This is a genomic window from Neobacillus solisequens (assembly GCF_051233465.1).
Classification (GTDB): Bacteria; Bacillota; Bacilli; order Bacillales; family Cytobacillaceae; genus Neobacillus.
Genome location: NZ_JBKFGJ010000034.1, coordinates 1 through 14,178 on the forward strand (window position 1 = coordinate 1; position 14,178 = coordinate 14,178).

Consider the following 14,178-nt stretch of genomic DNA (forward strand, 5'->3'; position numbering starts at 1 on the left):
CCCATACCGAACACGGAAGTTAAGCTTCTCAGCGCCGATGGTAGTTGGGGCCTTGCCCCTGTGAGAGTAGGACGTTGCCGGGCAAAAAAAGACAACCTGTTTAGGGTTGTCTTTTTTTTATGATCTCATTAAATATTGATAAATTAAAAATGGCCCTTTTTCTAAGGTAATTTGCAGAAAGGAGTCAATGAATGGATAATCATGATTTGGTTTCATTTTTGTTAATTCGCTCCACCACTCCGTCTCATATCGGGCGATCATACCAAGGTTATATAACAATAAATAATGAATGAGCAGTTCTGGATAATTAAAGAAATTACTTTTATATAAAGGAAAGTACCACTCTTTGTCCTCTAAATTATATTTTAATGGTGAGCTGCCCATAAACATATTCAACCCTAATTTTACCCCAAGCCGTTCATTTGAGAATTCCACTTGTTTTTTTATTTTTGAGGCAAGGAAATCTTTAAACCGATTTTCCGTCATATGATATTGATCTAATATTTCCTCAGGAATAATTAATATATCCCCCTCTTTTTTCAACTTTTTAAATGTCCTTTTCCCTAAAAGTATGTAGAACAATTCATCAAGTTCAGGTATAAGCTGTAATAATTCCTCCATCATGACCTTATCCCCTTCCATGTGTTTCATGTGGAACAAGACATCAGACATGAAGGGAAATAGACCGTTTTTTTGTAGCTTCACTTCATCATGAAAAAAATCGTAGTTTTGTTTTTTTCGCTTTCTTGTTGATACTCCGTGTGCTAATACGGCAGTTGTCTCTGGATAGGCGGGATCTACTGTTAGTATGCAAGCCTTAATTAAATGGACAAGACCATAAAACAGTAATATAGGTTTTAAGATAATGGGCGACTTATCAGCCTGTTCATAATAGATTTGTCCATGTTCAAGATAATATAAAAAGGCATAGCCGTTTTCATAGCTCTTTTGTTCAGGATTTTTAATGTTGCTCCGTTGATAACATTTTTTTAAAAACGTTTGGCAATATTCAGCTGAGGAAAAGCAAGAGAAGCTGCTCCACCCCTTATATTTCATACTCATGATAAAATCACCTATTTTTCAGAAAAGTCTTTTAAATCATTCTCTCTTGACAGTATTTTGTCCAATTGATAACCTACAAATAATATTTTTTGTTCTGGAGGCTGTTAAGATGTGGGAAAATAAATTTGTAAAAGAAGGTTTAACGTTTGATGATGTATTGTTGATACCAGGCAAGTCTGAAGTTCTCCCAAGGGATGTAAAATTGCATGTTGAATTGTCACCGACTGTCAAGCTGAATATTCCCATTATTAGTGCCGGCATGGATACCGTTACAGAGTCTGAAATGGCCATTGCAATGGCTCGACAAGGCGGTTTAGGTATAATTCACAAGAATATGTCTATTGAACAGCAGGCAGAGCAAGTTGAGAAGGTAAAGCGTTCAGAAAGTGGAGTAATTACAGATCCATTTTTCCTCACACCTGAGCATCAAGTTTTTGATGCAGAACATTTAATGGGGAAATACCGCATTTCAGGTGTACCAATTGTCAACAATGATGAAGAGCAAAAACTTGTAGGCATTATCACAAACAGAGATCTTAGATTTATTCAGGATCAGGATTATTCTTTTAAAATTTCCGATGTTATGACAAAGGAAAATTTAATAACAGCCCCTGTTGGAACCACTTTAAAAGAAGCTGAAAAGATTCTCCAAAAACATAAGATTGAGAAACTTCCTCTTGTGGATGATCATGGAGTGTTAAAAGGATTAATCACCATTAAAGATATTGAAAAGGTAATTGAGTTCCCTCATTCAGCCAAGGACAGCCAAGGACGTCTTTTAGCGGGCGCTGCAGTAGGCGTTACAAGTGATACGATGAAACGAGTGGATGCGCTTGTAAAAGCAAATGTAGATGTCATTGTGGTCGATACGGCACATGGTCATTCAAAAGGAGTTCTTGAAACGGTTAAGGAAATTAGAAATGCTTATCCTGATTTAACGATAGTAGCAGGAAACGTCGCAACTGCAGAAGCTACAAGAGATTTGATTGAAGCCGGTGCTGATGTGGTTAAGGTCGGAATTGGACCAGGTTCGATTTGTACCACAAGGGTTGTTGCAGGTGTCGGTGTTCCGCAAATTACCGCAGTATATGATTGCGCCACAGAAGCGATTAAACTTGGAAAGGCGATTATCGCAGATGGTGGAATTAAATATTCCGGAGATGTGGTTAAGGCATTGGCAGCCGGAGGCCACGCTGTTATGCTTGGAAGCATGTTGGCAGGGGTGACCGAAAGCCCAGGTGAAACAGAGATTTACCAGGGACGCCGCTTTAAGGTATATCGTGGAATGGGATCTGTTGCAGCCATGGAAAAGGGTTCAAAAGACCGCTATTTCCAAGAGGACAACAAAAAATTTGTTCCTGAAGGGATTGAAGGACGTCTTCCATATAAAGGGCCTCTTGCTGAAACTGTTTACCAGTTAATTGGTGGATTAAGAGCAGGAATGGGATATTGTGGAACGAAGGATTTAGAGGAACTAAGAACGAAAGCCCAATTTGTTAAAATGAGCGGTGCAGGCTTAAGAGAAAGTCATCCACATGATGTACAGATTACTAAAGAAGCACCAAACTATTCATTATCCTAATAATTTTAAGCAGAGGAGTCGAGCCTCCTCTGTTTTTTTTGGGTGAAAAAAGACCTAGTATCCTCTAGTAAACTAGCAAACTCGGCATTAAGATGATACTATTATCTGTCTATGATTTGCGGGTGAGATATGTTAAAATAACCAAGGTGTAATTAAACGTTGGAGGCGCTAATCGTGAAGAAACATTTTGTTAAAAAGTATATCGCCAGTGCCATGGCATTGATTCTGTTTTTCAGCCTTTTTACCGGCTTAGATAATGTAAAAGCTGCACCAGCATTGAATGTTAATGCCGATGGAGCCATATTGGTCGATGCTGAAACAGGAAAGGTATTATATGAAAAAAATGCTGACAGTCCATTAGGTATTGCCAGTATGACAAAAATGATGACGGAATATCTGTTACTTGATGCTGTGAAACATGGAAAGGTGAAATGGGATCAGGAATATACTCCAAGCAGCCTAGCCTATAAAATCTCACAAAATCGCGATTTATCCAATGTGCCTCTAAGACAGGACGGCACGTATAAGATTCGTGAACTATATGAGGCCATGGCCATCTATTCAGCAAACGCCGCAACTATTGCAATTGCTGAAACAATCGGCGGGTCAGAAACAAATTTCGTAAAAATGATGAATGCAAAGGCCAAACAACTTGGCTTGAAGAACTATAAATTTGTCAACGCTACTGGTCTAAATAATAAGGACTACCAAGGTGAACAACCTGAAGGTACCGGAGCAGATGATGAGAACGTTATGTCTGCACGTGATCTTGCAACATTAGCATTCCATTTAATTAATGAGTATCCTGAAGTATTAAAAACGGCTAGTATTCCGAAAAAGACATTTAGAGAAGGAACCACAGACAAAATCGACATGATTAACTGGAATTGGATGCTTCCTTCACTTGATTATGGGTACAAAGGAATAGATGGTCTTAAAACCGGAACTACCGATTTTGCGGGTTACTGTTTTACTGCAACAGCCCAGAGAAATGGGGAAAGATTTATAACTGTTGTTCAAAATGCTAAAGACGGCAGTGGAGCGGGTGGTTATAAGGCTAGATTCGATGAAACAAAGAAAATGTTGGATTACGCATTCACTAATACAACTAAAGAAGAAGTAGTCCCTAAACATTATCAAGTAAAAGGGTATGAAACGATACCGGTGATCAAAGGGAAAGCAGACAAAGTAAAAGTATATACAAAGTCGGCTATTAATTTGGTCATTGAGAATGGTGAAAAGAAAAATTACAAGCCTGTGCTAGTTCTCGATAAAAACAAGGTTAACAGCAAAGGCCAATTGACCGCTCCTATTAAAAAAGGGGACGTTGTTGGTTTTGTAACAGTTGAGCCGAAAGATGGGAATAAAGTAAGCTTCTTAACTGCAGAAGGTAAAAAGAAAACACAGGTAGAAGTAGTTGCAGCTCAAAATGTTGAAAGAGCAAATTGGTTTGTGTTAATGATGAGAGGAATCGGCGGTTTTTTCGGTGATGTCTGGGATGGAATATCTTCGACAGTAAAAGGCTGGTTCTAAAAAGTGAGGGCATGGAGTCCCTCACTTTTTTTATGGTGATAAGTATAAACGTTCGGCTTTGAGAATTGTCAGCCCCAGCGCTTTTCTTTGAATAAATTGGTTGCATTTGGGTAACAATTATAGTAAATTAGGGTATACAAAAATGAAATTGTCAAAGCAATGAGAGGAATTAGTAACAAGAGTGTTATTCTCAAAGAGAGCCGGTGGTTGGTGTAAACCGGTGAATAAATCTTGTGAATCCATCCTCGAGCAAAGTACGGAACACCTTTAATTAGGGTCAGTAAGTACTTTCGGTGCAAAACCGTTATTTTTTTGAGGTGGATGGTTTTTACTGTCAACCAGGGTGGTAACGCGGGTAACTCTCGTCCCTGTTTTGGGGATGGGAGTTTTTTATTTTTCCCGGAAAGCCCAATCATATAAAAAAGATAAGGAGTGTCAGAGTATGTTGGATTTAAAATACCTTAGAGCCAATTTTGCAGAAGTTAAGGAAAAACTGCAGCACCGTGGTGAGGACTTGACCGATCTTGGGCGGTTTGAAGACTTAGACGTAAAAAGACGCGAACTAATCGTGGAGTCTGAACAGCTGAAATCAAAGCGTAATGAGGTAACGCAACAGGTTGCTGCCCTAAAACGAGAGAAAAAAGATGCGGACCATCTTATTGTAGAAATGCGTGAAGTTGGGGACCGGATCAAAGAACTGGATGAAGAATTAAGAAGCGTCGAAGAAACATTAGAACAACTATTGTTAAGTATTCCTAACATTCCACATGAAAGTGTTCCTGTCGGGGAAACGGAAGATGAAAATGTGGAAATTAGAAAATGGGGTCAAGTTCGTGAGTTTACCTTTGAAGCGAAACCCCACTGGGATATTGCAGACCATTTAGGAATTCTTGACTTTGAACGGGCTGGAAAGGTAACTGGAAGCCGGTTTGTATTTTATAGAGGGCTTGGAGCAAGGCTAGAACGGGCATTAATTAGCTTTATGCTGGATTTACATGTTGATGAGCATGGTTATACAGAAGTTTTGCCGCCTTATCTAGTAAATCGTGCCAGTATGACAGGAACAGGCCAGCTACCAAAATTTGAGGAGGATGCTTTCTTAATTGAAAGTGAAGACTATTTCCTAATTCCAACAGCTGAGGTGCCTGTCACAAACATATACCGTGATGAAATCTTAAGCGGTGAAGATTTGCCAATCCGTTATGCTGCATATAGTGCATGTTTCCGTTCTGAGGCTGGCTCTGCGGGGCGTGATACAAGAGGCTTAATCCGTCAGCATCAATTTAATAAAGTTGAATTAGTTAAGTTCGTGAAGCCTGAGGATTCTTATGAGGAACTTGAAAAACTAACGAATGACGCCGAAAAGGTTTTACAATTATTAGAACTTCCTTACCGTGTACTGAGCATGTGCACAGGAGACCTTGGCTTTACTGCTGCCAAAAAGTACGACATTGAGGTTTGGATTCCGAGCTATGGTACGTACCGTGAGATTTCTTCTTGCAGTAATTTTGAGGCATTCCAGGCGAGACGTGCTAACATCCGCTTCCGCCGTGATCCAAAAGCAAAACTGGAGCATGTTCATACATTAAATGGTTCAGGCCTTGCCATTGGCCGTACGGTTGCAGCAATCTTGGAAAATTACCAACAGGAAGACGGCAGTGTCGTGATTCCAACAATATTGCGTCCATATATGGGCAATCGAGAAGTTATTAGACCAAACGAATAGGTGAAATGACCGGACGGAATTTTCCGTCCGGAATTTACCAACCCACTTTTATCTAGAAATAAGAAAAAACTTTTATTTTCTATTGTTGACATCGTATAAATAATATGGTAAATTAGTTTTTGTTGTTACGGAGGAATACCCAAGTCCGGCTGAAGGGATCGGTCTTGAAAACCGACAGGCGGGTTAAACCGCGCGGGGGTTCGAATCCCTCTTCCTCCGCCATCACACAATAAACAATGCGCATAAAATCTGGAGATAGATAAAAATTCGTTGCATTTATGTAACGAATTTTTTTTGTTCTAAAAATGGCTGAGTTAAAGAACAGTGTTGATTTATTTACACTTTGTTGATTGAAGCGGAAGGTGCGAAGACTCCTCGAAAATGCTAACGCATTTCCTTCGTGCGTGGGCAGATTCAAGGAAGAAATTCAATGTCCTGTGGGAGTACGGTTCTGGAGACCCCGTAGGTTCAAGCGCCGAGGAGGCTTGCCGAAACGCCTACGAACCGCTTGCACCTGGAGCGGAAATCAACAGACAAGTTTAACAGAAAATAAAAAGCACATAGCGGATTACCCGATATGTGCCTTTGTTATATTTAGAATTTCATTTAATTTTTCTTGTACTTCCTGACATACCCTTTTTGCATCCGCTTGGCTTTTCACTACATCAGTATTGTCCATGTCAATCACTAGCACTTCACTGGCGTTGTAGCGGTCAAATACCCACTCATCATAACCCTTCCATACCTCAAAATAGTATTCCTTCAGTTCAGGGTTAATCTCAAAGCTTCTGCCGCGGGACATAATTCGGTCAATGACTGTATCGAAGGAGCCTTTTAAGTAAACCATTAAGTCTGGAGCTTTTTTCGGAAGTTCTCTTAATTCTTCCATCATATTATCGACTAAGTCTTCATAAATGTTAAATTCTAGGTCGGAAATTCTCCCCAAGTTTTTATTAACATAAGCAAAATACCAATCTTCATAAATCGATCTGTCTTGAATTGTATAAATAGGGTTTTTCCAATTGATACAATCCTTAACTGTTTTAAAACGTTTATTTAGGAAAAATAATTGCAGTAAAAAGGGAATTCTTCTTGCGTCGAGCTCTTCTGGTGTTAATTCATAGTAAAGCGGTAGAATCGGATTATCATCAACTGTTTCATAGAATACCTTACTATCCAATCCGTTTACTTGAAAATGATCCTTCAATATATCTGCAACACTTGTTTTTCCCAGGCCAATCATTCCGCCAATTACAATGCTCATGAACATCCCCCGTTCTATAATATGTTTGTCCAGCTGTTAGTTTTAAATGTGAGTGATAGTGTTTCAATAATGTGATCCAAATCATGTTCGTTTTTAACGAAATCCAAATCATCACCATTAAAGCGTAATACAGGTATTTCGGGATGTTGTTTTTCAAACATCGTCATGGTCTGCTCATAATCAAGTGAGAGTTGCTCTAAATAAAGAGGACTGATATTCTTTTCAACCTCGCGTCCTCTAAGTTGGATTCGCTTTAAAAGTGTGTCCAAACTAGCATTTAGATAGATTATGACATTAGGTTTTGGCATATCTTCTGTTAAGATTTGATAGATTTTAAAATATTTATCGTATTCTACTGCACTTAATGTCCTTTGAGCAAAGATTAAATTTTTAAAAATATGATAATCAGCTACAACAGCTTGATTTTTGCTCAAATAATGAGTATTAATGTCCCCTAATTGCTTAAATCGATTGCAGAGAAAGAACATTTCTGTTTGGAAACTCCATTCCTCAATATTTTCATAAAATTTCCCCAGGAATGGATTCTCGTCGACAATCTCTCTTAATAGAGCAAATTCAAATTGCTCTGAAATGGCTTTGGCAAGTGATGTTTTTCCTACCCCAATTGGCCCTTCAACGGTAATAAAGGGTGTGTCCCCCATTTATTGCTCCTCCTTCTCCAAACTGCCTTTACATCTATGGTTACCAGACGGATCCGGTTCATCATGTTCGTTTATATTCATTGTTACGCAATAATTGTCATAAAACGACAGATTTCAACGTGACACAAAAAACATTTTATCACACTCTGACAGTGGAAGGGATATGGAATTATTTTAAAGATGTGATTTATATGTTACATAGACAAAAAAACTGCCGAAAAGACGGCAGTTGGTGGCAAAACTTTCTATGTCCCACGTTTAGTAACCTGGAAGTTATCGACAATTAACAGCCAATTTTGCGGGAAAGCCAACCCGAGTTTCCAATAGCTCATGCCTCGTAAATTCATTGCCTTAATTAAATCAAATTTTGCCTGAATAGAACGTGCATCTTCAAACCAGACCTCATGTCTTTTTCCGCCCTCATCAGTATAATTGAAGTGAGGTGCTTGTGCTTTCGTATCATATTCAATAGGAACATTATGTCTTGCAGCAAGCTGAATGGCCTGTTGGGGGCTTACAGCTTTGGCCACAGAGCCTTGGACAAAGGGAAGGGTCCAATCATAACCGTAGAGGTTTTGCCCCATTAGTATTTTATTGGAAGGTATATCCGTTACAGCATAGTCTAAAACTTTTCTAACTTGGTCAATTGGGGAAACAGCCATAGCAGGACCTCCACTATAACCCCATTCGTAGGTCATGATGACGACAAAGTCCGAAATTTCCCCATGTGCTTTATAATCATGGCCTTCATACCATTTTCCAGGTTGGTCCGCTCTAGTTTTCGGCGCCAGTGCTGTTGACATCAGCCAGCCCTCGTTTTTAAAACGCTGCTTCGCTTTTCGCAAAAAGCGATTATAGGCATCTCGGTCAACCGGTCTGAGATATTCAAAGTCAAAATGAATGTCACGGAAGCCATACTTTTTGGCAGTTGCCACAATATTATTAAGAAATTTATCTTGAACTGCGATATCATTTAAAAGAATTCTTCCTAATTCATCACTGAACTGATCATTTTCCTGATTGTTGATGACCATCATTAGCACATTACGGTTGGCTCTGGCAATGGCGGGAAAGTTGTTGAGGAGCGGCTCTTTTAATGTTCCATCACGGCGGGCTTGGAAACTAAAAGGAGCTAAATAAGTAATATAAGGAGCGGCTTCCCTGGCACTACTTTCTAAGGCGGGGGCAACCGTGGTGCCGCGTGGTTCTACATATGCATTAAATTCGGCTGTTCTTTTATTGCCCTGAGGGATATATAGACGCAACCCAGCATTTAATTGTTGGTTAGGCTGTAGTCTGTTAACAGATGCTAGTTCCTGTGGAGAAACCCCATATTCTCTTGCAATGGAAAATAAGGATTCTCCCGGTTGTACGAAGTGAAATTTACCTACAATAGGTATAACAAGAGCTTGACCGATAATCAGATTATTAGGGTTAGGCAAATCATTTGCCTCGATAATATCGTTTACCGTAGAATGGTATGTTCTGGCAATAGTTGTTAACGATTCATTCCTTTTAACCACATGAATTTGCATACTGATCCCTCCCTGCGCAGATACACTACAACCATTCTATGAGAGGGAAGCTGGATCAATGATATAAAAAATTTTTAAGGCGGGTATTTGGTTATGAATGACCAAGATCAATTTTATATGCGACAAGCAATTGAAGAGGCAAGAAAAGCGGAATTAATGGATGAAGTTCCAATTGGAGCTATCATTGTATTGGGTGATCAAATTATTTCCCGGGGACATAATCTTCGGGAAACAGAGCAAAGTGCTATCGCTCATGCTGAATTACTGGCAATTGATAGGGCATGCAGGGAATCAGGGTCCTGGCGGCTGGAGGAGGCCACTTTATATGTCACACTTGAGCCTTGTCCCATGTGTTCCGGAGCAATTCTGTTAAGCAGGGTAAAGCGTGTTGTATATGGAGCAAGTGACCCCAAGGCTGGCTGTGCGGGTACGTTAATGAATCTTCTACAGGATCCCAGGTTCAATCATCAATGTGAACTGGAAACAGGAGTACTGGGAGAAGAGTGTGGTGCATTACTTTCAGACTTTTTCAGAAAAATTCGAGCAAGAAATAAGGGAGCAAAAAAAGTATCACAAAACAATTTACAAAAATTTACAAACAATAACAATTGATTTTTTCTCCGTTTGTTTGTATACTAAAAAAGCGTCAGTTACGACGCAACTGAATATTTGGTATCAACTTTGCCGTGCTAGGTGGGGAGGTAGCGGTGCCCTGTACCCGCAATCCGCTCTAGCGGGACTGAATCCCTTCCCGAGGCTGATATCCTGTAGGGCTGCCTTAAGTAAGTGGTGTTGACGCCTGGGTCCTGCGCAATGGGAATCCATGAACCATGTCAGGTCCGGAAGGAAGCAGCATTAAGTGGACGCTCTCATGTGCCGCAGGGGTGCCTGGGCCGAGCTAACTGCTTAAGTAACGCCTATGGGACTCAGTCGAAGGAAGGTGCACGGCAGTTATTTTACATAACTAACTCATCTCAGATTTGGGATGAGTTTTTTTATTAAGTCATAGGAATCCTTTTGTAAAATCGAAATTGAATACGTTATAATAGGGAAGATGAAATTTTGAAGGGGGCTAGTGTCTATGGCTTATCAAGCTTTATATCGTGTTTGGCGTCCACAGCAATTCTTTGACGTAGTAGGACAAGAACATGTCACCAAGACATTGCAAAATGCCCTGCTTCAGCAAAAAATTTCACATGCTTATCTTTTTTCCGGACCAAGAGGAACCGGGAAAACAAGTGCAGCAAAAATCTTAGCTAAGGCGATCAATTGTGAGCAAGCTCCAGTTGCAGAACCATGCAATGAGTGTGCGGCTTGCCGGGGGATTACCAGTGGGACTATTCCAGATGTATTAGAGTTTGACGCAGCTTCCAACTCAAGAGTCGAGGAAATGCGAGATGTTCTCGATAAAGTAAAATTTGCACCGACATCTGTTAATTATAAAGTCTACATTATTGATGAAGTGCATATGCTTTCCATTAGCGCGTTTAATGCATTGCTAAAAACGTTGGAAGAGCCACCAAAGCATGTCATTTTTATATTAGCTACTACTGAACCACATAAAATACCGTTAACCATTATCTCAAGATGCCAACGATTTGATTTTAGACGAATTACGGCTCAGTCAATCGTAAATCGGATGAAACTTATTGTGGAAGAGACAGAAATTGATTGTGACGAACGAGCCCTACAGATGATTGCAAGAGCAGCGGAAGGCGGTATGCGAGATGCCTTAAGCTTATTGGATCAGGCCATTTCTTATAGCCAAGATCGGGTCACGGTGGAAGATGCATTAACCGTAACGGGTTCTGTATCACAAGGCTTTTTAAACAAAATGGCCAAGGCATTCGTTGATAAGGATGTTGTAAGTGGATTGGAATCTCTTGAAGATCTGTTGTTTCATGGAAAAGACCCTGCACGCTTTATGGAGGATTTAATCGTTTTTTATCGAGACATGCTGCTTTATAAAACTGCACCAAACCTGGAAGAGTCACTGGAAAGAGTAATGCTTGACAGTGATTTTCAGAGTCTTGCCGATTCTATCCCAACTGCACAGATTTATCAGCTTATTGAACTCTTAAATAAGACCCACCAGGAAATGCGTTGGACCAATCATCCAAGGATTTTCCTTGAGGTTGCAATTGTGAAACTGTGTCAAATGGAAGTCAAGGAAATAGAAGCGTCTCCATCCGGACAAATCGATCAATTAAAGGCGCGGATTGAACAACTGGAGAATGAACTTAAGCAGCTGAAAGTAAACGGTGTGGCTGCGGCACCTCAAGAACAAGTGCCGACACCACAAAAACAGGCTTCAAGAGGTTCCAGAAAAGCCTTCCAGCCAGCTGTTGGGAAAATAAATGAAGTGTTGAAACAGGCTACAAAAAATGAATTAAATCTGTTAAAGGCCAATTGGGGTGAAATGCTTGCTAGCTTGTTAAAATCACAGGCAGCCTTGCTGAATGAGGCAGAGCCGGTAGCAGCTTCATCAAACGCCTTTATCTTAAAGTTTAAGCACGAAATGATTTGCCAAATGGCAATGAATCGAACCGATTTTCTTGATGCTGTTGGAGCAGCCCTATATAATTTAACTGGTAAAAAATATTTATTGCTGGGTGTTCCTGAAGATCAATGGATGGGGATCCGCGAAGATTTTCTTAGTGGCCAGAATGGAGAAGCAGGCGAAGACACTGAAATGAAAACGGAAGAGGAGCCCCACATTGCAGAGGCAAAAAAATTATTCGGCGCTGAGTTTATTGAAATTATTGATTAATACTTACTTTATGGAGGTTGAATAGTATGCGTGGCGGAATGGGAAATATGCAAAATATGATGAAGCAAATGCAAAAAATGCAAAAGAAAATGGCAGAGGCACAAGAGGAATTAGGTAAACAACATATCGAAGGAACATCCGGGGGCGGAATCGTAAGTGTTACGGTTACTGGTCATAAAGAAGTGGTGGATGTGAAAATTAAACCAGAAGCCGTGGATCCTGATGATGTGGAAATGCTTCAAGATCTTGTGCTAGCAGCTGTTAATGATGCAATGAAAAAAGCTGATGAACTAACAAATAATACGATGGGTCAATTCACAAAAGGAATGAATCTGCCGTTTTAATGAACTTTAAGTAAGGTGCCTTGTATTAGGGGGAGATCCCTGATTTTTAGGCACTTTTACTTTTTATGAGAGGTATCGAATCTATGCATTATCCTGAACCAATATCCAAATTGATTGACAGTTTTATGAAACTCCCTGGAATCGGACCAAAGACAGCTGCTCGGCTTGCTTTTTATGTTCTGAGCATGAAAGAAGACACCGTTCTTGATTTTGCCAAGGCACTAGTCAATGCAAAACGAAATTTAACCTATTGTTCTGTTTGTGGTCATATAACAGACCAAGATCCGTGTTATATTTGTGAGGATCAACGTCGTGATCGGAGCATAATATGTGTAGTGCAAGATCCAAAGGATGTCATTGCTATGGAGAAGATGAAGGATTATAACGGGCTATACCATGTACTTCATGGGGCAATATCTCCAATGGATGGTATCGGTCCGGAAGATATTAATATCCCAAATCTCTTAAAGCGACTTCAGGATGAAACTGTCCAAGAGGTCATTTTAGCGACTAACCCCAATATTGAAGGGGAAGCAACAGCTATGTATATTTCTAGGTTAATTAAGCCTTCTGGACTAAAGACAACTAGGATTGCTCATGGTCTACCGGTTGGTGGAGATTTGGAATATGCAGATGAAGTCACTCTTTCTAAAGCGTTGGAAGGGCGAAGAGAAGTTTAAAATTGCATGCTGATGGCCGGAGGTAATATGTATGTTTTTTCGGCGAAATGGGAAACTTAGGAAAGAGTATAACGAAAAGCTCATCGCCAAGTTGAATAAATTTAAACAAGATTGGCAGCAGGAAAAATCACTGTTGGAAAAGAGTCTCGACCCCTCCGAAGAAGTGATCTGCCAAACCAAAATTGCTGAAGCAAAATATATCTTACTTTTAAAAGAGGCTAAAGAAAGAAATGTGACACTTTGGAAATAATAAGGTTCCTGTCTAAGATATAAAAAGTTTAGGCTTTTTTGTTCTAATACCCCAGACTTGTACATAGGTTTTAGCAAGAGACCTATGGAAGGGGATAGCATTCTTGGAACCGGTAGTTGTGATTTCCATTTTAGGTGGACTCATTGTTGTATTGTTATTCTCAGGTGCTCCATTCAAGCCGGTGAGGTTTGTAGGACTAGCTGTAGTAAAAGTTTTAATTGGGGCCTTATTTTTATTCTTCCTTAATGTTATAGGGAACCGCTACGGAATCCACGTGCCGATTAATGTAGCTACTTCTGCTGTTTCGGGTTTCTTAGGAATCCCGGGTCTATGTGCATTAGTAGCCATTCAGCAATGGGTAATATGAGGAAAGATAACCGCTAAGATTCAGCGGTTTTTCTTTTGTTAATAAAAAGATTATAAAAATGAATACTTTTTTTAAAATAGATATTGACCATTAAAAAATAATCGTGTAATATATAAAAAGTCGTCACCACGACAAAGAGGAAATCAAAAAAACAGTTGACTTAACTGTTGGAAAATGATATTCTAATATAGTCGTTTTAAGGACATTGATCTTTGAAAACTAAACAAACAAGAACGTCAACAAACAATAATATTCATTTCGTTAGAAATGAAGCCAACGTTTTATTTATGAGCTAATCACTCTTTTTGGAGAGTTTGATCCTGGCTCAGGACGAACGCTGGCGGCGTGCCTAATACATGCAAGTCGAGCGAACCACTTCGGTGGTTAGCGGCGGACGGGTGAG

Annotated in this window: 13 protein-coding genes, 1 tRNA gene, 2 rRNA genes, 1 other RNA gene and 1 other annotated feature; of the genes, 13 read left to right on the forward strand and 4 right to left on the reverse strand. The window is 39.8% G+C overall.

Translation table 11 applies throughout. The annotated features are described in order from the left end of the window. Positions 1–83, forward strand: a 5S ribosomal RNA gene (rrf, locus tag ACI3K6_RS23095); the annotation flags it as partial. A gap of 34 nt (positions 84–117) precedes the next feature. Here rrf and ACI3K6_RS23100 read toward each other — a convergent pair. Beyond that, positions 118–1,062 carry a YaaC family protein gene (locus ACI3K6_RS23100; RefSeq protein WP_435556664.1) on the reverse strand — a complete coding sequence of 315 codons (945 nt, stop codon included), beginning with the start codon at positions 1,060–1,062 and terminating at the stop codon, positions 118–120. Positions 1,063–1,171: 109 nt separating this feature from the next. Between ACI3K6_RS23100 and guaB the strand changes: the two genes are divergently transcribed. From guaB to ACI3K6_RS23120, 4 genes are all read left to right on the forward strand, one after another. Further along, positions 1,172–2,644 (forward strand): IMP dehydrogenase, encoded by a 1,473-nt coding sequence (guaB, locus tag ACI3K6_RS23105; protein ID WP_435556665.1) that lies wholly within the window; start codon positions 1,172–1,174, stop codon positions 2,642–2,644. 213 nt (positions 2,645–2,857) lie between these two features. Next, complete coding sequence (locus ACI3K6_RS23110) at positions 2,858–4,177, forward strand: serine hydrolase (RefSeq protein ID WP_335480827.1); 1,320 nt, start codon at positions 2,858–2,860, stop codon at positions 4,175–4,177. A gap of 150 nt (positions 4,178–4,327) precedes the next feature. Then, positions 4,328–4,550: a binding site (T-box leader), on the forward strand. A 69-nt stretch (positions 4,551–4,619) separates the two neighbouring features. Further along, a complete protein-coding gene (gene serS, locus ACI3K6_RS23115) occupies positions 4,620–5,903 on the forward strand; it encodes a serine--tRNA ligase (protein WP_435556666.1) in 1,284 nt (427 codons plus the stop codon). A gap of 129 nt (positions 5,904–6,032) precedes the next feature. Beyond that, a tRNA-Ser gene (locus ACI3K6_RS23120) sits at positions 6,033–6,125 on the forward strand. Positions 6,126–6,471: 346 nt separating this feature from the next. On the opposite strand, the gene ACI3K6_RS23125 is transcribed toward ACI3K6_RS23120, so the two are convergent. The 3 genes from ACI3K6_RS23125 to ACI3K6_RS23135 form a co-directional block, all read right to left on the reverse strand. After that, positions 6,472–7,167 carry a deoxynucleoside kinase gene (locus ACI3K6_RS23125; RefSeq protein WP_435556667.1) on the reverse strand — a complete coding sequence of 232 codons (696 nt, stop codon included), beginning with the start codon at positions 7,165–7,167 and terminating at the stop codon, positions 6,472–6,474. A 14-nt stretch (positions 7,168–7,181) separates the two neighbouring features. Further along, positions 7,182–7,829, reverse strand: coding sequence for a deoxynucleoside kinase (locus tag ACI3K6_RS23130; protein ID WP_335480811.1), 648 nt, complete (start codon positions 7,827–7,829; stop codon positions 7,182–7,184). A 245-nt stretch (positions 7,830–8,074) separates the two neighbouring features. Next, positions 8,075–9,364, reverse strand: a complete 1,290-nt coding sequence (locus ACI3K6_RS23135) for a glycosyl hydrolase family 18 protein (protein WP_435556669.1) — start codon at positions 9,362–9,364, stop codon at positions 8,075–8,077. A 93-nt stretch (positions 9,365–9,457) separates the two neighbouring features. Between ACI3K6_RS23135 and tadA the strand changes: the two genes are divergently transcribed. The 8 genes from tadA to ACI3K6_RS23175 all read left to right on the forward strand — a co-directional run. Beyond that, on the forward strand, positions 9,458–9,976 hold the full coding sequence (gene tadA, locus ACI3K6_RS23140) for a tRNA adenosine(34) deaminase TadA (protein WP_435556670.1): 519 nt from the start codon (positions 9,458–9,460) through the stop codon (positions 9,974–9,976). Positions 9,977–10,048: 72 nt separating this feature from the next. Continuing rightward, an RNA gene (gene ffs, locus ACI3K6_RS23145) (signal recognition particle sRNA large type) lies at positions 10,049–10,312 on the forward strand. Between the two features lie 133 nt (positions 10,313–10,445). Next, positions 10,446–12,134, forward strand: a complete 1,689-nt coding sequence (gene dnaX / locus ACI3K6_RS23150) for a DNA polymerase III subunit gamma/tau (protein WP_435556672.1) — start codon at positions 10,446–10,448, stop codon at positions 12,132–12,134. A 26-nt stretch (positions 12,135–12,160) separates the two neighbouring features. Continuing rightward, positions 12,161–12,478: a YbaB/EbfC family nucleoid-associated protein gene (locus ACI3K6_RS23155; protein WP_335480819.1), complete on the forward strand. Its 318-nt coding sequence runs from the start codon at positions 12,161–12,163 to the stop codon at positions 12,476–12,478. 83 nt (positions 12,479–12,561) lie between these two features. Next, entirely contained in the window at positions 12,562–13,158 is a 597-nt protein-coding gene (gene recR, locus ACI3K6_RS23160) for a recombination mediator RecR (protein ID WP_335480821.1), read from the forward strand. A gap of 31 nt (positions 13,159–13,189) precedes the next feature. Further along, positions 13,190–13,408, forward strand: coding sequence for a YaaL family protein (locus tag ACI3K6_RS23165; protein WP_335480823.1), 219 nt, complete (start codon positions 13,190–13,192; stop codon positions 13,406–13,408). Positions 13,409–13,511: 103 nt separating this feature from the next. Beyond that, positions 13,512–13,775 carry a pro-sigmaK processing inhibitor BofA family protein gene (locus ACI3K6_RS23170; protein ID WP_335480825.1) on the forward strand — a complete coding sequence of 88 codons (264 nt, stop codon included), beginning with the start codon at positions 13,512–13,514 and terminating at the stop codon, positions 13,773–13,775. Between the two features lie 302 nt (positions 13,776–14,077). Beyond that, a 16S ribosomal RNA gene (locus tag ACI3K6_RS23175) occupies positions 14,078–14,178 on the forward strand; the annotation flags it as partial.

Coding starts and splice junctions, on each gene's coding strand:
- recR (WP_335480821.1), top strand. CDS start 12,562: ATGCATTATCCTGAACCAATATCCAAATTGATTGACAGTTTTATGAAA.
- ACI3K6_RS23125 (WP_435556667.1), bottom strand. CDS start 7,167: ATGAGCATTGTAATTGGCGGAATGATTGGCCTGGGAAAAACAAGTGTT.
- dnaX (WP_435556672.1), top strand. CDS start 10,446: ATGGCTTATCAAGCTTTATATCGTGTTTGGCGTCCACAGCAATTCTTT.
- tadA (WP_435556670.1), top strand. CDS start 9,458: ATGAATGACCAAGATCAATTTTATATGCGACAAGCAATTGAAGAGGCA.
- guaB (WP_435556665.1), top strand. CDS start 1,172: ATGTGGGAAAATAAATTTGTAAAAGAAGGTTTAACGTTTGATGATGTA.
- ACI3K6_RS23130 (WP_335480811.1), bottom strand. CDS start 7,829: ATGGGGGACACACCCTTTATTACCGTTGAAGGGCCAATTGGGGTAGGA.
- ACI3K6_RS23155 (WP_335480819.1), top strand. CDS start 12,161: ATGCGTGGCGGAATGGGAAATATGCAAAATATGATGAAGCAAATGCAA.
- serS (WP_435556666.1), top strand. CDS start 4,620: ATGTTGGATTTAAAATACCTTAGAGCCAATTTTGCAGAAGTTAAGGAA.
- ACI3K6_RS23100 (WP_435556664.1), bottom strand. CDS start 1,062: ATGAGTATGAAATATAAGGGGTGGAGCAGCTTCTCTTGCTTTTCCTCA.
- ACI3K6_RS23135 (WP_435556669.1), bottom strand. CDS start 9,364: ATGCAAATTCATGTGGTTAAAAGGAATGAATCGTTAACAACTATTGCC.
- ACI3K6_RS23110 (WP_335480827.1), top strand. CDS start 2,858: ATGGCATTGATTCTGTTTTTCAGCCTTTTTACCGGCTTAGATAATGTA.
- ACI3K6_RS23165 (WP_335480823.1), top strand. CDS start 13,190: ATGTTTTTTCGGCGAAATGGGAAACTTAGGAAAGAGTATAACGAAAAG.